This window comes from Halalkalibacter wakoensis JCM 9140, from assembly GCF_000513095.1.
Classification (GTDB): Bacteria; Bacillota; Bacilli; order Bacillales; family Bacillaceae_D; genus Halalkalibacter; species Halalkalibacter wakoensis.
On the sequence record NZ_BAUT01000035.1, the window covers coordinates 1 to 17,779 of the forward strand.

The window sequence follows — 17,779 nt, forward strand, 5'->3', positions numbered from 1 at the left end:
TTGAAACTAATAAAATTAGAAAAGGGAGAGTTGTATAATGTGTTCATCTGAGTTTGTACCAAAGAAAATGAAAGCGGTTGTAGCTTATTCACCTGGGGATTATCGTTTTGAAACAGTAGATGTTCCTTCTATAGGAAAGGGAGAAATGTTAGTAAAAGTTGAGGCGTGTGGAATTTGTGCAGGTGATTTAAAAGCGTACGATGGTGCTCCGAGTTTTTGGGGAGATGAAACACAGCCTGCGTATATTAAAGCTCCTATGATTCCTGGTCATGAGTTTATTGGTAGAGTTGTAGCGTTAGGTGAGGGTGTTGAAGACTTTGAAGTGGGGGACCGAGTTATTTCTGAGCAGATTGTCCCTTGCTGGAAATGTCGCTTCTGTAAGAGAGGTCAATATTGGATGTGTGAAAAGCATGACCTTTATGGATTCCAAAACAATGTAAATGGTGCAATGGCCGAATATATGAAGTTTACGAAAGAAGCAATTAATTATAAAGTACCAGAGGATTTGCCAATTGAAAAAGCTATTTTAATAGAACCATATGCTTGTTCAATGCACGCTGTCCAACGTGCAAAAATTCAGCTTGGTGATGTAGTTGTTCTTGCTGGTGCTGGAACACTAGGGCTTGGAATGATTGGAGCAATTAAAAAATCAGGAGCAGGTAAATTAATTGTATTAGATTTGTTTGAAGATCGGTTAGAACTTGCTAAGCAATTTGGTGCTGATATGGTAATCAACCCTGCTAAAGAAGATGCAATTTCCATAGTGAAAGATTTGACAGAGGGGTATGGTTGCGATATCTACATAGAAGCAACTGGTGCTCAAAAATCGGTTGAACAAGGGTTGTCGATGATTCGCAAGTTAGGAACGTTTGTTGAGTTCAGTGTATTTAAAGATCCCGTAACAGTTGATTGGAGCATTATTAGTGACCGTAAGGAACTAGATGTTTTAGGTTCACATTTAGGTCCATATTGTTATGAGCCTGTTATTAATGGGATTGAAAATGGGGATTTACCAACTGAAGGTGTTGTTACCCACCAATTACCACTAGAGGAGTTTGAAAAAGGATTTGAGCTTGTTAAGAACGGAAGAGAATCTCTTAAAGTCATTTTGAACCCTAGTCTCTAAAGTAGTCATTTTTGAGTGAAGTGGGTTATAAAATGGTTTATAACCCACTTCCTAATTAAAAAAAAGGTGGGAATAGAATAATGAACCAAGGATTGTTAGGAAAAGTCGGTATGGATCCGAAGATGGCCTTAGGTTATCTAGGTGTTATGATTTTTATGATTGGGGAAGGACTTGAACTCGGTTGGTTATCTTCTTACCTAATTGATAGTGGATTAACTGTTCAGCAATCAGCCCTTTTGTTTTCTGTTTATGGTTTTGCTGTTGCAATTGCGGCGTGGCTTTCCGGAGTTCTTGCTGAAATTTTAGGGGCAAGAAGAGCTATGATCTGGGGTGTAGCCTTGTTTACAGCTGGAACATTAGTCTTCTTAACAGCGGGGATCCCAACTATGAACTTAGGGATTATGATCCCAACTTATGCCCTTCGTGGACTCGGTTATCCACTATTTGCATATTCATTTCTAGTTTGGCTCACCTATTATGCACCTCAAGAAAAACTTGGAACAGCTGTAGGGTGGTTCTGGGTTTCATTTGCAGCTGGCTTAAATGTGTTAGGAGCTTATTATTCTAGTTTTGCCTTACCTTACCTTGGAGAAATCAGAACATTGTGGAGTGCGCTTATATTTACGGTATTAGGTGCTGCAGTTGGAATCTTCTTAAACAAAGAAGACAAAAGTAGTAATAGCAAAAAGAGATTTGAGACAAAAGCAGATGCGTTAAAATATATTGCAAAAGGGATTACAATTGCTTTTGAAAAGCCAAAAGTCGGAATTGGTGGGATTGTAAGAACAATCAATACTGCTGGAGCTTACGGAATAGTTGTTTTTATGCCAGTTTATATGATGGAAATTGGTTTTACAAGAACGGAATGGTTACAAATTTATGGAGCATTATGGACGAGTAACGTAATTTTCAACCTCATATTTGGAATTGTCGGCGATAAATTAGGTTGGCGGAACACAGTTATGTGGTTTGGTGGGGTAGGTTGCGGTATTACGTTTGCTGGCTTGTATTATGTACCGTATTTTATGGGAGCGAACTATTGGGCGACCACTGCCATAGCTATTGCTTTTGGCGCTTGTTTAGCAGCGTATGTTCCTTTATCGGCATTAATTCCTTCGTTAGCACCTGGTAACAGAGGGGCGGCTATGTCTATCTTAAATCTTGGCGCTGGATTAAGCACGTTTATTGGGCCTGTTATTGTAGGCGCTTTCATAGGGTCAGTTGGAGTTGTCGGAATCATTTGGATTTTTACTGGTCTTCATATAGTTAGTGCGCTTCTGATGAAGTTTGTAACATTACCAAAAGATTCGCTTGATATTGAGGTTAAGACTTATAAAGCAGCTCAATAAATCTTGTTGTAATAAATGATTACTAAAAAGATAACGTCCAATATTATAGTAATGGTTGGGCGTTATTTTTTTACTCTAAAAACAATAAACGAAAATAAACGAAAGAAAACGAAAAAATATATTGACTTATTTTACAAAAAATGAAAAAATAAAAATTGTAAATGAAAGTATAGTTTGGGAATGTTAATTTACGAAATGAAAAGGAGAGATAAGAATGAAACTAGGGATTGGTTCAGATCATAATGCATTTGATATGAAAGAAAGTTTAAGAGAATATATGATAGAATTAGGGTATGAAGTGCAAGATTATGGGTGTCAAGATTCCTGTAGTGAAGTTGATTATCCACAAGTTGCATTTGATGTAGCAGACGATATTATGGGAGGGAAAATTGATAGAGGGATTTTAGTTTGTGGGACTGGAATTGGCGTTGCAATCGCTGCTGGGAAAGTACCAGGAATTAGAGCTGCACTTTGTCATGACACATATTCAGCTGAGCGTGCTCAAAAAAGTAATAATGCGCAAATCTTAACAATGGGAGCAAAAGTGATAGGAATTGAACTTGCTAAACAAATTGTAAAGGTTTACTTAGAATCAGAATTTCCAGGTGGAAACTCAGCAAGAAAAGTACAACAAATAAGTGACAAAGAGAACGAGTATATGAAAGGAGTGCGTATATAAAATGAAAAAATTAATCAATAATCCTACTAAAGTTGTAGATGAAATGATAGAAGGTTATATAAAAGCGTTTCCAAACCATGTTAAACAGTTATCTGAAAATCAGCGATCGATTGTCACAGCTAAGGAAACAAAAGATGGGAAGGTCGGTGTCTTAATAGGTGGCGGTTCTGGTCACGAGCCAGCTTTTATGGGTTATGTGGGAAATGGAATGGCTGACGGTGTGGCAGTAGGGAATATCTTTGCTTCTCCTCCTCCAGATCCTATTCTTGAAGCAACTAGAGTTATTGATAAAGGAGCAGGCGTTCTTTATATATATGGGAACTATGCAGGAGATGTAATGAATTTTGGGATGGCTGCGGAACTAGCTGATTTGGAGTTTGGTATCCAAGTAGGCACGGTCTTAGTAACTGATGATGTGGCATCAGCTCCGAAAGAAGAAAAAGAAAAGCGGAGAGGAATTGCTGGGGAATTTTTTGTTACAAAAGTAGCAGGCGCTGCTTCTGATAAAGGGTATAACCTTGAGGATCTGGTTCGTGTAGCAAAAAAAGCGAACGATTACACTCGTTCAATGGGAGTTGGATTAACACCATGTTCCCTCCCTCAAACAGGTCAACCAAGCTTTGAGCTAGGCGAAAATGAAATGGAAATTGGACTTGGACATCATGGGGAGCCTGGGGTGGAAAAAGGTGATTTACAAACAGCTGATAAAGTGGCAGACCGTCTAGTCCAAGATATTCTTAATGATATGCCGATTGAATCAGGGGAAAGTGTTTCAGTCTTAGTAAACGGATTAGGATCAACGACTCGTATGGAATTATATATTATGTTTAGAAGAGTAGAGCAAATCTTAACGGAAAAAGGAATTTCAATCCATAGATCTTACGTTGGAGACTATAGCACTTCATTAGAAATGGGTGGTTGTTCGGTGTCTATTTTGAAATTAGATGATGAATTAAAGGAATTTATTGATCATTCTGCTGATTGTCCAATGTATGTACAAAAGTAAAAGTATAGGGGGATGAAGAATATGAGATTTCACTCACAAGACGTATTAAAATTTTTAAAAAATGTTGTTGATGTAATGGAGGAAAGTAAAGACTATTTGTGTGAACTAGATCGTAAGTTAGGCGACGGAGATCATGGAGTAACGATGTCCATTGGATGGCAGGCGGTTAATGAGAAGTTACAAGGTGAGTTGAAAGATGAAGAAGATTGCGGGCGCATTTTCATTACAACTGGACGTACATTTTTAAGTGCAGTTGGGTCATCAGTTGGCCCTCTTTATGCAACTGGTTTTCTAAGAGGGGCAAAAATTGTTCAACAAAAGTCAGAATTAACTTCTAATGACATAGTTGACTTCTGGATCGCTTTTATTGAAGGCATTAAAGAACGCGGTCAAGCAGAAGTAGGAGATAAAACAATGGTCGATACACTTCAACCTGCACTTGATAGTTTGAAAGCTTATGATTCATCAGAAGATTTTATTTCTAACTTTACAAAAACAGTTGCTGAAGCGAAAAAAGGAATGGAGTCTACAAAAGACTTACTTTCAAAAAGAGGAAGATCTAGTCGTCTAGGAGAACGGTCGTTAGGAAATCAAGATCCAGGTGCAACTTCAGCATACTTGATCTTGGATGCATTTTTAAAAACGGTGAGTGCAAGTCAAACAGTCTAATCTTTTAATAAGTGCATAGATTCTACGTATTAACTGTAGAATCTATGCTTAGACAAGATAAATATGGTCCAAATTCATTCTTTTAAAAAAAAATGTTTAGGATTTGATTTTTATTCAAAAATGATTGAGAGGAGGATACAGGATGAACACAGAGATTGCAACAAACCCAATGGATGTAAAAGCATTAGCAATGGACTTTCTGACCGTTTCACAACAAGCGGCCATCGCAGCATATCCGTGGATTGGAAAAGGAAAGAAAAATGAAGCTGATGGCGCTGGGACAGAGGCAATGCGAAATCAAATGAATACGATTGATATGTTAGGTGTAATCGTTATTGGGGAAGGGGAAATGGATGAAGCACCGATGCTGTATATCGGCGAAAAGCTTGGTACAAAAAAAGGACCTCAATTAGATATAGCGGTAGACCCAGTGGAAGGAACAACATTAATGTCAAAAGGGCAAGAAAATGCCTTAACCGTTGTAGCTGGTGCAGCTAGAGGAAGCTTGCTTCATGCTCCAGACATGTATATGAAAAAAATAGCAGTTGGTCCAAAAGCAAAAGGATGTATAGATATTAATGCAACCTTAACAGAGAACATGTCAGTTGTAGCTAAAGCCCTACGAAAGGAAGTTCATGAATTAACAATCATGATACAAGAGAGGGAGAGGCATCATATGTTAATTGACGAAGTTTTAGAACTAGGGGCGAGAATAAAGTTATTTCCTGATGTGGATATACCAGGTGCTATAGCCACTTGCATTGATGAAATGAATATTGACATGTTAGTTGGAACGGGTGGTGCCCCTGAAGGTGTCATCACCGCGACTGCAATTAAGTGTTTAGGTGGAGATTTTCAAGGTCAACTCGTTCCGCAAAGTGAAGAAGAAATCTCAAGGTGTCTAGAAATGGGAATTGAGGAACCTGAGAAGACATTAACGATTGATGAAATTGTTAAGACAGACCAGTGTTTCTTTGTAGCAACAGGCATAACAGATGGATTATTAGTTAAAGGAATCCAAAAGAAAGAGGACCAATTTACCCTCTCACATTCATTCGTTGCTATTGGTGGCGATGTTAAAAATTATCAATTTATTGAAGCTCGTCATTCATAAATTGAAAAATAGGTGAAAGCTTTTGGGGAAACTGGTAGCTACTATAGCAGATGAATGATTGGTAGGAGGAAGCATAATGAATGAACTTAAAGTAAATATAGACCAACTTTCTATTAATACCATCAGAACTCTTGCAATCGATGCAATAGAAAGTGTTGGTTCAGGACACCCCGGAATGCCAATGGGGGCAGCTCCGATGGCATATACGTTATGGTCTAATTGTATGAATTATAACCCTCGTAATCCGGAATGGTTTAACCGTGATCGTTTCGTATTATCTGCGGGGCATGGATCTATGCTACTCTACAGCTTATTACACTTAACCGGGCATGATTTGTCTTTAGAAGATTTAAAGCAGTTTAGGCAGTGGGGAAGCAAAACACCTGGTCATCCAGAATACGGACATACACCTGGAGTGGACGCAACAACAGGACCGCTCGGACAAGGGATTGCGATGGCTGTAGGAATGGCAATGGCTGAACGCCATTTAGCTTCAACTTATAACAGAGATGCATTTCCAATTATTGATCATTTCACATATAGCATTTGTGGAGATGGAGATTTAATGGAAGGTGTCTCTGCAGAAGCAGCGTCTTTAGCAGGACATTTGAAATTAGGTCGATTAATTGTCTTGTATGATTCAAATGATATTTCCTTAGATGGTGAACTACATCTTTCTTTCAGTGAAAGTGTAGAAGAACGTTTTAAAGCATATAATTGGCAAGTGATACGGGTAGAAGATGGAAATGATGTAGAGGCTTTGGCTCAAGCATTAAAAGATGCGAAACTAAATACGGAACAGCCAACTTTAATTGAAGTGAAGACGGTGATTGGGTACGGTTCTCCTAATAAAGGAGGTAAATCAGCTTCGCATGGGGCGCCCCTAGGTAAAGAGGAAATCAAGCTAGTAAAAGAATCCTATAATTGGCATTACGATGAAGAGTTCTATGTTCCTGAGGAAGTGAAAGTGCATTTCCAAAACATACAACAAAGTGGAGAAGTGAAAGAGCAAAAGTGGAATGAATTATTTTCTCGTTATGAAGCAGATTATCCTGAACTTGCCAAACAATTAAAGACAGCTATAGCTGGAACCCTTGTAGATGGTTGGGACGAGAATGTTCCGGTTTATCAGGTTGGAGTGGATAAGCTAGCAAGTCGTTCATCAGGTGAAGAAGCGCTCAATGCCATTGCTAAACATGTCCCCCAGCTCATTGGAGGATCCGCGGACTTAGCTTCTTCGAATAAAACGTTGATAAAAGGAGCAGCGAACTTTCATCCATCGGATTACAGCGGCCGCAATCTATGGTTTGGAGTACGTGAATTTGCTATGGGGGCTGCAGCTAATGGAATGGCACTACATGTGGAGTGAAAACCTATGCAGCTACTTTTTTTGTCTTTTCTGACTATCTTAGACCAGCGATTCGGCTATCAGCTTAATGCAATTACCAGTAACGTATGTTTCACACATGATAGTATCGCAGTTGGAGAAGATGGCCCTACTCACGAACCTATAGAACAGCTGGCGGCTTTACGGGCAATTCCAGAAATTTCAACTATTCGACCTGCAGATGGAAATGAGACAGTTGCTGCTTGGAAGGTGGCAGTAGAAAGCACTAAGCAACCGACGGCACTTATTTTATCTCGACAAAATTTACCTACATTAATTGATAGTCAGAAGGCATTTGAAGGGGTAAAAAAGGGTGCATATATCATTTCTTCGGCCAAAGGGAAATCTTGCGGTTTGTTATTAGCTTCTGGTTCAGAGGTCTCCTTAGCTGTTGCTGCTCAAGAGGAACTCGAAAAAGAAGGAATCTATGTATCTGTCGTTAGTATGCCTAGCTGGGATCGGTTTGAAAAGCAATCGAATGCGTATAAAGAAGAGATTTTACCGAAAGATCAAAAGATTCGTTTAGGTATTGAAATGGGTTCATCATTAGGATGGCACAAGTATATAGGTGATGACGGAAAGCTTTTATCTATTGACCAGTTTGGAGCATCAGCGCCAGGAACTATAATTATGGATGAGTACGGATTTACCGTACAGAATGTTGTTTCCCAATTCAAGGAAATGCTCTAGATTTGATTGGGGGTAGCATCACTTACTTGTGTTAGTGATGCTGCTCCTTAATAAAGATTAGGGGGAAGTTATAATGGTTCAATATAATGATCTTTTTAATTTACAAGGAAAGGTATCAATCATAACAGGAGGTACAAAAGGGTTAGGGAGAGAGATGGCCACTGCATTAGCGCAATCTGGGTCAAATATTGTTATAGCTGACTTAGATGAAAAAACAGCAAAAGCAACAGCAGAAGAAATCAAAAAACAGAATGAAGTTGAAGCTCTAGGTTTTCAAGTTGATGTAACGCAAGAAGACCAAGTGCAAGCACTTATTCAATCGACAATCGAGCATTTTGGGAAAATTGATGTTGTTATTAACAATGCAGGGATATGTCAAAAAATCAAAGCTGAAGAAATGAGTTTACAAGATTGGAATAAAACAATGGAAGTCAATGTAAATGGAGTGTTCTTAGTTTCCAAGCTTGCAGGAAAAGAGATGATGGAAACAGGTGGTGGCTCCATTATAAACATAGCGTCAATGTCTTCGTTTATAGCTAATACAGAGGCACAATGTGCATACAATTCTTCTAAAGCTGCTGTTGTGATGATGACGAAGTGTTTAGCTAACGAGTGGGTATCTCATAACATCCGAGTGAATGCAATTGCTCCTGGCTATATGGAAACCGATATGGCAAAACCACTTTTTGCAGAGCAGGGTGAGTTAAGACATGTGCTTGATTATATACCTATGAAACGTTTAGGGAAACCATATGAATTAGGTGGATTAGCTATTTTCCTTGCTTCAGACGCATCGTCTTATTCAACAGGGTCTACTTTTGTTATCGACGGTGGTTACACGATTCAATAAGCAAGTAGTAAGATTACTTTTTCATGTAGTAGCCTCATGAACAATCTTTCAATTTTTTTTATTTTTTTTCGTTTTTAGGTTTATTTTTTTTTCGCTTTAGTTGAACTAATTACAATAATGAAATATTATGATAGTAGGATTATGTAAATGGAAGGTTGATGGTAGTGGGGAAAATGTTAATGCATGAAAGAAGGAATGCAATATTAGAGTATTTGGACAAAGATCAAAGAATTGTAGTGAGTGATTTATCACAGAGGTTAAATGTCTCTGAGGCAACGTTAAGGAATGATCTAAATAATATGGAAAAAGAAGGTCTTCTAAAACGTACTCATGGAGGGGCTGTATTAGTCGATCAAGAGCCTGAGGACAATAAATTTTTTAATTTCTCGACTAGGGAAAAGAAAAACAAAGAAGAAAAATACCTAATTAGTACAAAAGCGCAAAAGTTAATTACAAACAATCAATGTATTTTACTAGATGCTAGCTCAACAGCATTGGAGTTGGCCAAACGATTAAAAGATGATTCAGACCGGAAACGACTTACCATTGTTACAAACGGAATATATACTGCATTAGAATTACGAGACGTTGCTGAGTTTACAGTTATATTAATCGGTGGTGTCATTCGGGCTGGATCAAGTGCATTAGAAAGTACCATTGATGCAGGGGTATTAAAGAAAATCAATGTTGATATTATGTTTACGTCTGCCAGTGGATTTGATTTTGAAAACGGTTTAACTGACTTTAATGTATATGAAGTTGAGCTAAAAAAAGAAATGGTGAAAGCCTCTAATCGTGTAGTGGCTCTTTTAGATCATACTAAATTTGGTAAAAAATCAATTGTTTCCTTTGCTGCGATTGATCAGATAGATACACTTATAATAGATAACCAAATATCGGAAGAAGATAAGCGTTTATTAAAAGAGCGTGATATAAATGTTTTATAGTTTGGTTATTGATAGCCTGTTCCTAATCCTAGTACATAAAGTATTGAGATTAGGAACTTTTTTAATTGGTAGAGGTTGCAAAACGTGTTATCTGATACATGTTTGTGGGCCCAGGAATCTTCTGAAAATGTACTCTGAATATAATACTGCCTTTTTTACCAGAGTAGAACCATCAGAGCCTACTAGTCCTCTTTTTTCTATAGTTAATATAATAAAAAGAACAGAAAATTTCCATAAAAAGTACCTTATAGAATAGACGTAAAAAAGTCGACCTATAGGGTACTTTTTTGTGAGATATCCAAATAGAGGTGTTTTCCAATACTTCCATTGTTGAAGGGTTAATATATGTTTCGAAACTCACCAGTAGACCAAATTTAAATTCCATTTTTTTCAATAAATTATATTCTAAATTATCCAGTGGTGTATATATTTATCTTGTAAAGAGAATGAAACGTTTCATTTCTATTTTTATTGTTTTGTAAGCGCTTAAACAAAGTGGACTACAGTAAGCTTCAATTCTAAAAAAGAACAATACGATGTGAAGTAGTTTGTGAAACGTTTCATTCCCGTTACTTCAATAAAAGTGAAGTTTAATCTCATTGTAATTAAATGAAACGTTTCAGGCTGAGGTGATCTTATTAACGTAACAATGAAAGACGTAGCAAAAGCTGCAGGAGTTTCTATAGGAACAGTATCAAAGGTTATTAATAAATCTGGAAATGTAAGTCCTAAAATTAGAGAACGTGTTTTGTTAGCTATCTCTTTACTTAATTACAAACCTAATGGAATTGCAAGAAGTTTAAAGAATTCAAAAACAAATATTATTGGAGTCATCTTACCTGGGCTTTATGATATATACCTTATGAAAATCTTAAATAATATTGAAAAGATTGCATCAGCAAAAGGCTATAAAATTATCTATTGTTCAACAAATGGTGAATTAGCTAAAGAAATAAAGTCATTACAATGGCTGATCGAAAAAAGAGTAGATGGTATTTTATTTTACCCAACTAGTGAGGAATTAACCGATGTAGAAATACCGCCTTCTATACCTGTCGTATTAATTGAAAGAGAGTTAAAGAATTATAAATTTCCAACCATCATGCATGAACATGTCGAGGCTTGTAGACAACTGATCGAACCACTAACCCAAAAACAGTCATTATTATTTTTTCATGGATCGCAAAATGACTCTGTAGAAAGATCGAAAATAACTGGCTTTTTTAAAGCCCTTGAACATCTAGGTATAGAGAAAGAAAGTGACTGCTTTAAAGAAGTCAATGTAAAACATGATAGAACATTTATTGCTGACTACATTAAGCAAACTATCAGTAGTACCCCTAAGGTATCTGGCGTAGTCGCAACAAATCCAATACTGTTATCTGAATCAATTAAAGTTAGCGAAGAACTTGGCCTAGTTGATCAAACTGATTTTGAAATTTGTGGATTTGGAGATATTGACCCATTTGAAATCAGGAGAAATAAAATTCGGATAGCGAAGGAACAACCAAATGAGTTAGCAAGGGTTGCTTTAAGTTCTTTACTTGATCAAATGAATAAATCATGTAAAGTGGTATCTAAAAATTTGTATGTAACACATACATTTCAAAATTAAGAATCTTTAAAGGGGGTGAAGAAAAAGGGGTTCAATCGCTTGTTTAAATATAAAACAATTTGGAGGGGATTAGAATGAGAAAGCTTTTATTATCATTACTTTTGTTTGTTGTTTTCCTTATGGCTGCTTGTGGTTCTAGTGAGGATACGTCGGGTTCAAACGATAGTGAGGGAAATAGTGGAGATACTGGTGAAGTTACAAATGAAGGTAGCGGTGAAGTAACAATAGGTTTGTCTAATTCTACTCAAGATATCGACTTTTTCGTTGCGTTGAAACAAGGTGTTGAACAAGGTGCAGTTCAACAAGGTTTTAATCTAATTAGTGTAAACGCTAACAATGATAGTGCAAAGCAAATAGCGGATATTGAGGATCTTGTTCAGCAAGGTGTAGATGCGATACTAGTAAACCCACAAGATGCTGAAGCGATTGTGCCAGCAATTGAAGTGGCTAACGCAGCAAATATTCCAGTCATTGCGATTGATCGAGGAGCAACTGCGGGTGAACTACTAGCATTCTTAGAGACTGATAATGTTGAGATGGGTAGCAAAGCTGCGGATTATATCGCAGAAAAATTAAAAGATCGATACGGTGATTACGTTGGAAAAGTAGTTGAACTACAAGGATTACAAGGTTCTACAGCTGCTAGAGACCGAGGAGAAGGTTTCAATAAACAAATGGAAGAGAAATATCCAAACATTGAAATCGTTGCTCGTCAACCAGCCGACTTTAACCAGGAAAAAGCATTAAATGTCATGACAAATATTCTCCAAGCAAACCCTGAAATTGATGCTGTTTTTGGCCACAACGACGATAATGCAGTCGGCGCTGCAAATGCAATTGAGCAGTCTGGAAGATTTAAGCCAGCAGACGATGATGAGCATATCTTTGTAATTGGGATTGATGGTAACCGCCAAGCTATTCAAGGAATTGAAAACGGTTCCATTGATGCGACGATCTCTCAAGTTCCAATAAGTATGGGGGAAATGGCAGTTGAGTATGTCAAAGAATATTTAGCGGGAAATGATGTTGAACCCCACACATTTACCAGGAATTTCCTTGTAACTAAGGAAAATGTTGAAACGGAAGATTTATGGGCTAAAGAGTTAAAGTAAATAGATTGAGGGGATACCATCCCCTCTTTCCACCTAGGAGGTGAGACAATGTCTAAAGAGTCTTTACTATCTATGAAAAATATTTCAAAAGGGTTTCCTGGAGTCCGAGCATTAGAATCAGTTGATTTTTCAATTGATAAAGGTGAGGTTATAGGGTTACTTGGTGAGAATGGTGCTGGAAAGTCAACTTTAATGAAGATTTTAAGTGGTGAGTATATCCTGATCAGGGAGAGATTTATCTAGAAGGGGAAAAAGTATCATTTAATAATACAAAGCATGCCCAAGATTTAGGAATAAGTATTATACATCAAGAATTGAATCTACTTCCTTTCCTGACAGTTGCTGAAAATGTATATATTCACTCTTTGCCAAGAAAAGGAATAAACCTAGATCGAAAAAAATTACTTCAAGATACTAAGTTACTATTGGAAGAGTTAAAGTTTGCGATTAATCCAAGTTCAGTTGTTGAGGATATGACAGTAGCATCTCAACAGTTAGTAGAAATAGCAAAGGCGCTTTCCTTTAATTCAAAAATAATCGTGATGGATGAGCCTACTTCAGCAATTACGGAGCAAGAGTCAAAAAAACTATTTGATATTATATGTAACTTAAAGCAAAAGGGCATTTCCATTATTTATATATCGCATCGAATGGAAGAAATTTATGAGATATGTGACCGTGTTGTTGTTCTTCGTGATGGGAAAAACGCTGGTGAAGGAAAGACAAGAGATTTGACGACAGATGAGATCGTCAAAATGTTAGTTGGTAGAGAAGTAAAGAGCATCTATCCTTCTATAGAAAAGAAAAACACGAATGCTGAAGTAGTAATGGAAGTAAATAGTCTTTCTGCGAAAGATGTTGTTCATCAGGCTTCATTTAAATTACATCGAGGTGAAATATTGGGGTTTTCTGGGTTAATGGGGGCTGGAAGGACAGAGTTAATGGAGAGTATATTCGGTTACCGAAAGATTGATTCAGGAAATATATCAATAAACGGAAAATATGTATCGATTAAATCAACAAGAGATGCAATTAAGTTAAAGATTGGCTTTGTTCCGGAAGATCGTAGACAACAGGGAATGATTGGAGAATTTTCCGTTGCGGAAAATATAAGTATCGTCGTTTTAAAAAGATTATTAGGGAAATTTAAGAACATTAAATCTAGTAAAGAAAGAGACATTGCTGATGAGTATATTTCAAAATTAAGCATCAAAACGTCCGATTCAAAAAATAAACTTTCAAATTTAAGTGGTGGAAACCAACAAAAAGCCATCATTGCGAAGTGGTTAGAGACAATGCCAGAAATATTAATTTTAGATGAACCTACAAGGGGAATTGATATTCGAGCAAAGCAAGAAATCTATAGAATTATGAATGAACTTGCAGAAAAAGGAACTTCCATTATAATGGTTTCTTCCGAGTTGCCAGAAGTTCTAGGTGTGTGTCATAGAGTGGTTGTTATGGCTAAAGGAAGAGTTACTGGAGAATTCGTTAAAGAAGAAGCTACTGCTGAGGGAGTTATGAAACTTGCAACGGAAGGGGTGTAGAAACTTTGAATGAAAAAGAAAGGTTACTAAGTAACAAAAAACCTCTGTCAAATCCATCAAATAAGTCTAAAAAAATAAATCTTGTAGCACAACTTTTACTGCAAAATAAAGTTTTACTAGCGTTACTTTTAATATGTTTGGTTTTAACTATTACATCTGACCAGTTTCTGACAGTCAATAATCTAACAAATATCCTCTTACAGAGTGCCATTATGGGAGTTGTTGCAATCGGTATGACCTTTGTCATTATAACCTCTGGAATTGACTTAGGGGTTGGAGCAGTATTAGGGCTTACAAGTGTTGTTACAGCTGGGATGGTAACGGCTGGTTTACCGATTGTTGTTGTATTAGCGATTGCGGTGCTGTTAGGTGCAGCATGTGGTTTAATTAATGGTTTCTTCATAACGAAATTTAGTATGGCCCCGTTTATCGTTACGCTTGCGATGATGGCTGCCGCAAGATCTGTTGCCATGGTTTATACAGACGCAAAAACAATATCTATTTATGATGATCCATTTTTCAGATACTTACGGTCGGGTGAAATACTTGGTGTTCCCATTATGATTATCATTCCAATAGTGATCTTTTTAATTGCTCACTATGTGCTTCGTTATACAATATTTGGAAGGTATGTGTACGCAATAGGTAACAATAAAAAAGCGGCTGAACTATCCGGGATAAATGTAAAGCGAGTTGAATTATCTGTTTACGTGATAGCAGGCTTATTATCAGGAATTGCTGGTATTTTAATGACCGCACGTTTGGGCTCGGGAACTCCTTTAGCTGGCTCGAACTTGGAATTAATGGCAATAGCGGCTGTTGTTATTGGTGGCTCCAGTTTAATGGGAGGGCGAGGTACCGTATATGGAACAGTAATTGGTGTTCTTTTAATTAATATCATTAATACAGGAATGAACTTAATGAATATTTCCTCTCATTATCAAGGATTAATGATGGGCTTAGTTATTCTATTAGCTGCTTGGATAGATTCATATGGAAATAAAAAGAAGAAATAAAATAACACTTTATAGATTTCAAGGAGGAATAAAAAATGAGCAAAGAAAATCACATTATGAAAAAGATTATAAATAATCCAGAGAGTGTTGTAGATGAGATGTTAGAAGGATTATTATTAGCGCATTCAGATAAATTAAAGAGCATTAGAACGGATAATCGTTCCTTAGTACGAAATGAGGAACCAGTAGAAAATAAAGTTGGAATAGTAACTGGTGGTGGCTCAGGTCATCTTCCATTATTCTTAGGCTATGTTGGGAAGGGGATGCTTGACGGAGTTGCTGTTGGGGATGTTTTCCAATCTCCTAGTTCTCAACAAATGCTAGATGTTATTCGTGCAGTGAACACGGGTGCTGGGGTTCTAGCATTATACGGTAATTATGGTGGAGATGTTATGAATTTTGATATGGCAAGTGATTTAGCTGATATGGAAAACATTAAAGTTGAAAGTGTAGTGGCTACTGACGACATTGCATCAATGCCAAAAGGCGGGGAAGAAAAGCGACGAGGTGTAGCAGGAATGTTTTATATGTATAAGCTAGCTTCGGCGAAAGCGGAGCTGGGAGCTAGTTTAGAAGAGGTGAAGAGAATTGCTGAAAAGGCAAACGATTCCGTTCGCACAATGGGCGTTGCACTTTCTCCATGTACCTTACCTGAAGTCGGCAGACCTACTTTTACCATTCAAGAAAATGAGATGGAGATAGGTATGGGCATTCATGGCGAACCCGGTGTGAAAAAAGGAAAAATTGAATCTGCTGATAGCATTGCAGAAACATTAGTAAATTCGATTCTTGAAGATATACAAATTGATAGCGGGAGTAACGTCTCAGTTCTAATTAACGGATTAGGTGCTACCCCTCTTGAAGAGTTATATATTGTCTATCGAAAAGTACATCTAATGTTAGAAGAAAGGGGTATTCATATCCACAATCGGTATATTGGAGAATTTGCAACCTCATTAGAAATGGCAGGGCTATCAATCTCTATTCTAAAACTAGATGAAGAGCTGCAAGAACTAATAGATGAGCCATTCTCTACACCATTTTTTACTCAAAACTAGTGAGCGGAGGAAGCATAATGAAAGATAACTTGACGGTTCAAGATTTTAGAGAAATATTCACGATAATAAGCGAGTTCATGGATGAAAAAAAGGATTATTTATGTCAACTGGACGGAGCTCTTGGAGATGGAGACATAGGATTAACCATGTCGAAAGGATTTAGAGGAATAAAGAAACATCTCTTAGATTTTCAAGAGGAAGATGTCGGGGTTTTACTAATGCAAAGTGGGTTAGAAATGGCAAACAATGCAGCATCAACGATGGGTACCTTAGTTGCAACAGCTTTAATGAAAGCAGGCAAAGTTTCATTAGGTAAGAGTGAACTTAAATTAACCGACCTAGCAGAGGCTGTTAATGCAATGGTCGAAGGTGTGAAAGAACGTGGAAAAGCTAAGGTTGGGGACAAAACGATACTTGACTCACTTAGCCCAGCTGCTAAAGCAATAGAGGAAGCATCAGATTCTGGGATGTCTTTAAAAGAAGCCATATACTCAGCTTCAAGTGCTGCCGAAAAAGGTATGACCGAAACCATTTACATGCAATCTCAACACGGAAGAGCGGGAAGGTATTTAGAAAAATCTATTGGACATCAAGATCCAGGGGCCACAGTAGGTGCGTTTATTGTAAAAGGTTTTGAAGAATATTTTAACCGTATGAATAATTAAAAACTCAATGCAGTCCTTATCAATGAGAAAATGAAGTGGAGGAATCACTTTTAGATCTTTGGTAAGGGCTATTTTTTGTAAAGAGCAGGAATCATAAAGGATGTGAATTTAATATTTCAATTACCAAGTGTATAAAACGCTATTTCAAACGTAAGTGATCCGAAGAAAGATAAAAAGAATACATAAAAAGTAACCCTTAATTTTGGGTTACTTTTTTGAGTGTTATTAACAATAAATGGTTATGAACGTAATTGTTCGTTTGCCCCACATGAACACACTACTATGAAGGGTTACTCAGTACAAATCCTTTGTAAATACTCTCTAATTTCTTTTTCGACCATTTGATCGTTATATAAATGTGCATAAATGACCGATTCAAATACTAAACCGTGGATGTAGATTATTAACGAATTTGCGCTTTCTTCAATATTGGTCGACTTCTTCATATATCCATGATTTATAAGCGTCTTAATAATATCCTTCGCAAAATTAAGGTGTACATCTCGAAACCCCTTTTGTTGCTCCTGGTATTCCTCGTTCATTGTAGCCATAATGGAAAACTTTACCCAAATATCATTCTCAATTCGTTCCTCTTCAGTATTCACTTGAACAATCTGTTTGACTGTTCGAACGGCGTTTTCAAAAACCTCTTGATTTACTTGTATGACCTTTTGCATTCTTTTTTCGAACCTTTGGTAGATCACATCCATAGCATACATATAGATGTCTTTTTGTTTTGGAAAAAAGTGTTGAACAGAACCTAACGATAGTTCTGCTTCTTTTGCAATTTCTCGTAAAGTTGTTTTTTCAAATCCATATTGATGAATGCAACGAAACGTTGCTTCGACAATTTGATCTTTTCTTTCAGCGTGATCTACTATTTTAGGCATATGTAAACTCCCTTGATTTTTTAAGTCAGTTGTATTATAATCTTTTTAAGTCGTTTGAC

Annotated in this window: 16 protein-coding genes and 2 pseudogenes; 17 read left to right on the forward strand and 1 reads right to left on the reverse strand. The window is 37.0% G+C overall.

Annotated elements, in window-relative coordinates; translation table 11 throughout:
• The first annotated feature begins 37 nt into the window (after positions 1-37).
• The 17 genes and pseudogenes from JCM9140_RS13305 to dhaL (JCM9140_RS13380) all read left to right on the forward strand — a co-directional run bounded on the left by JCM9140_RS13305 (position 38) and on the right by dhaL (JCM9140_RS13380) (position 16,830).
• Positions 38-1,126 carry an MDR/zinc-dependent alcohol dehydrogenase-like family protein gene (locus tag JCM9140_RS13305; RefSeq protein WP_034747285.1) on the forward strand — a complete coding sequence of 363 codons (1,089 nt, stop codon included), beginning with the start codon at positions 38-40 and terminating at the stop codon, positions 1,124-1,126.
• An 80-nt stretch (positions 1,127-1,206) separates the two neighbouring features.
• Positions 1,207-2,475 carry an MFS transporter gene (locus JCM9140_RS13310; RefSeq protein WP_034747288.1) on the forward strand — a complete coding sequence of 423 codons (1,269 nt, stop codon included), beginning with the start codon at positions 1,207-1,209 and terminating at the stop codon, positions 2,473-2,475.
• Positions 2,476-2,689: 214 nt separating this feature from the next.
• Positions 2,690-3,154 carry a ribose 5-phosphate isomerase B gene (gene rpiB / locus JCM9140_RS13315; protein ID WP_034747291.1) on the forward strand — a complete coding sequence of 155 codons (465 nt, stop codon included), beginning with the start codon at positions 2,690-2,692 and terminating at the stop codon, positions 3,152-3,154.
• Between the two features lies 1 nt (position 3,155).
• Positions 3,156-4,160, forward strand: a complete 1,005-nt coding sequence (locus tag JCM9140_RS13320) for a dihydroxyacetone kinase subunit DhaK (protein WP_034747293.1) — start codon at positions 3,156-3,158, stop codon at positions 4,158-4,160.
• Positions 4,161-4,181: 21 nt separating this feature from the next.
• Positions 4,182-4,829 carry a dihydroxyacetone kinase subunit DhaL gene (dhaL, locus tag JCM9140_RS13325; RefSeq protein ID WP_034747297.1) on the forward strand — a complete coding sequence of 216 codons (648 nt, stop codon included), beginning with the start codon at positions 4,182-4,184 and terminating at the stop codon, positions 4,827-4,829.
• 142 nt (positions 4,830-4,971) lie between these two features.
• Positions 4,972-5,943, forward strand: a complete 972-nt coding sequence (gene glpX, locus JCM9140_RS13330) for a class II fructose-bisphosphatase (protein WP_034747299.1) — start codon at positions 4,972-4,974, stop codon at positions 5,941-5,943.
• Positions 5,944-6,019: 76 nt separating this feature from the next.
• Positions 6,020-7,588: pseudogene (gene tkt / locus JCM9140_RS13335) on the forward strand (transketolase); the annotation flags it as partial.
• A 66-nt stretch (positions 7,589-7,654) separates the two neighbouring features.
• Entirely contained in the window at positions 7,655-8,020 is a 366-nt protein-coding gene (locus tag JCM9140_RS24525) for a transketolase-like TK C-terminal-containing protein (protein ID WP_439644301.1), read from the forward strand.
• A gap of 73 nt (positions 8,021-8,093) precedes the next feature.
• Positions 8,094-8,870, forward strand: a complete 777-nt coding sequence (locus JCM9140_RS13340) for an SDR family NAD(P)-dependent oxidoreductase (protein WP_034747300.1) — start codon at positions 8,094-8,096, stop codon at positions 8,868-8,870.
• Positions 8,871-9,028: 158 nt separating this feature from the next.
• Positions 9,029-9,817 (forward strand): DeoR/GlpR family DNA-binding transcription regulator, encoded by a 789-nt coding sequence (locus JCM9140_RS13345; protein WP_369384430.1) that lies wholly within the window; start codon positions 9,029-9,031, stop codon positions 9,815-9,817.
• A 649-nt stretch (positions 9,818-10,466) separates the two neighbouring features.
• Positions 10,467-11,432, forward strand: a complete 966-nt coding sequence (locus tag JCM9140_RS22605) for a LacI family DNA-binding transcriptional regulator (RefSeq protein ID WP_052002256.1) — start codon at positions 10,467-10,469, stop codon at positions 11,430-11,432.
• Positions 11,433-11,506: 74 nt separating this feature from the next.
• Entirely contained in the window at positions 11,507-12,544 is a 1,038-nt protein-coding gene (locus tag JCM9140_RS13360) for a substrate-binding domain-containing protein (RefSeq protein ID WP_034747306.1), read from the forward strand.
• 72 nt (positions 12,545-12,616) lie between these two features.
• Positions 12,617-13,044 (forward strand): annotated as a pseudogene (locus JCM9140_RS24530) (ATP-binding cassette domain-containing protein); the annotation flags it as partial.
• 417 nt (positions 13,045-13,461) lie between these two features.
• Positions 13,462-14,091 carry an ATP-binding cassette domain-containing protein gene (locus JCM9140_RS24535; protein ID WP_235715352.1) on the forward strand — a complete coding sequence of 210 codons (630 nt, stop codon included), beginning with the start codon at positions 13,462-13,464 and terminating at the stop codon, positions 14,089-14,091.
• Positions 14,092-14,096: 5 nt separating this feature from the next.
• Positions 14,097-15,107 carry an ABC transporter permease gene (locus JCM9140_RS13370; protein WP_052002257.1) on the forward strand — a complete coding sequence of 337 codons (1,011 nt, stop codon included), beginning with the start codon at positions 14,097-14,099 and terminating at the stop codon, positions 15,105-15,107.
• A 35-nt stretch (positions 15,108-15,142) separates the two neighbouring features.
• A complete protein-coding gene (locus JCM9140_RS13375) occupies positions 15,143-16,165 on the forward strand; it encodes a dihydroxyacetone kinase subunit DhaK (protein WP_268870570.1) in 1,023 nt (340 codons plus the stop codon).
• A gap of 17 nt (positions 16,166-16,182) precedes the next feature.
• Positions 16,183-16,830 (forward strand): dihydroxyacetone kinase subunit DhaL, encoded by a 648-nt coding sequence (dhaL, locus tag JCM9140_RS13380; RefSeq protein WP_034747308.1) that lies wholly within the window; start codon positions 16,183-16,185, stop codon positions 16,828-16,830.
• Positions 16,831-17,120: 290 nt separating this feature from the next.
• On the opposite strand, the gene JCM9140_RS22610 is transcribed toward dhaL (JCM9140_RS13380), so the two are convergent.
• Positions 17,121-17,720, reverse strand: coding sequence for a TetR/AcrR family transcriptional regulator (locus tag JCM9140_RS22610; protein ID WP_052002258.1), 600 nt, complete (start codon positions 17,718-17,720; stop codon positions 17,121-17,123).
• Between the last annotated feature and the right edge of the window lie 59 nt (positions 17,721-17,779).

What these genes read in the sequence shown, in the direction of transcription:
- JCM9140_RS13305 (WP_034747285.1), top strand. Translation starts at nt 38, where the DNA reads ATGTGTTCATCTGAGTTTGTACCAAAGAAAATGAAAGCGGTTGTAGCT.
- JCM9140_RS13310 (WP_034747288.1), top strand. Translation starts at nt 1,207, where the DNA reads ATGAACCAAGGATTGTTAGGAAAAGTCGGTATGGATCCGAAGATGGCC.
- rpiB (WP_034747291.1), top strand. Translation starts at nt 2,690, where the DNA reads ATGAAACTAGGGATTGGTTCAGATCATAATGCATTTGATATGAAAGAA.
- JCM9140_RS13320 (WP_034747293.1), top strand. Translation starts at nt 3,156, where the DNA reads ATGAAAAAATTAATCAATAATCCTACTAAAGTTGTAGATGAAATGATA.
- dhaL (WP_034747297.1), top strand. Translation starts at nt 4,182, where the DNA reads ATGAGATTTCACTCACAAGACGTATTAAAATTTTTAAAAAATGTTGTT.
- glpX (WP_034747299.1), top strand. Translation starts at nt 4,972, where the DNA reads ATGAACACAGAGATTGCAACAAACCCAATGGATGTAAAAGCATTAGCA.
- JCM9140_RS13340 (WP_034747300.1), top strand. Translation starts at nt 8,094, where the DNA reads ATGGTTCAATATAATGATCTTTTTAATTTACAAGGAAAGGTATCAATC.
- JCM9140_RS13345 (WP_369384430.1), top strand. Translation starts at nt 9,029, where the DNA reads ATGGTAGTGGGGAAAATGTTAATGCATGAAAGAAGGAATGCAATATTA.
- JCM9140_RS22605 (WP_052002256.1), top strand. Translation starts at nt 10,467, where the DNA reads ATGAAAGACGTAGCAAAAGCTGCAGGAGTTTCTATAGGAACAGTATCA.
- JCM9140_RS13360 (WP_034747306.1), top strand. Translation starts at nt 11,507, where the DNA reads ATGAGAAAGCTTTTATTATCATTACTTTTGTTTGTTGTTTTCCTTATG.
- JCM9140_RS24535 (WP_235715352.1), top strand. Translation starts at nt 13,462, where the DNA reads ATGGGGGCTGGAAGGACAGAGTTAATGGAGAGTATATTCGGTTACCGA.
- JCM9140_RS13375 (WP_268870570.1), top strand. Translation starts at nt 15,143, where the DNA reads ATGAGCAAAGAAAATCACATTATGAAAAAGATTATAAATAATCCAGAG.
- dhaL (WP_034747308.1), top strand. Translation starts at nt 16,183, where the DNA reads ATGAAAGATAACTTGACGGTTCAAGATTTTAGAGAAATATTCACGATA.
- JCM9140_RS22610 (WP_052002258.1), bottom strand. Translation starts at nt 17,720, where the DNA reads ATGCCTAAAATAGTAGATCACGCTGAAAGAAAAGATCAAATTGTCGAA.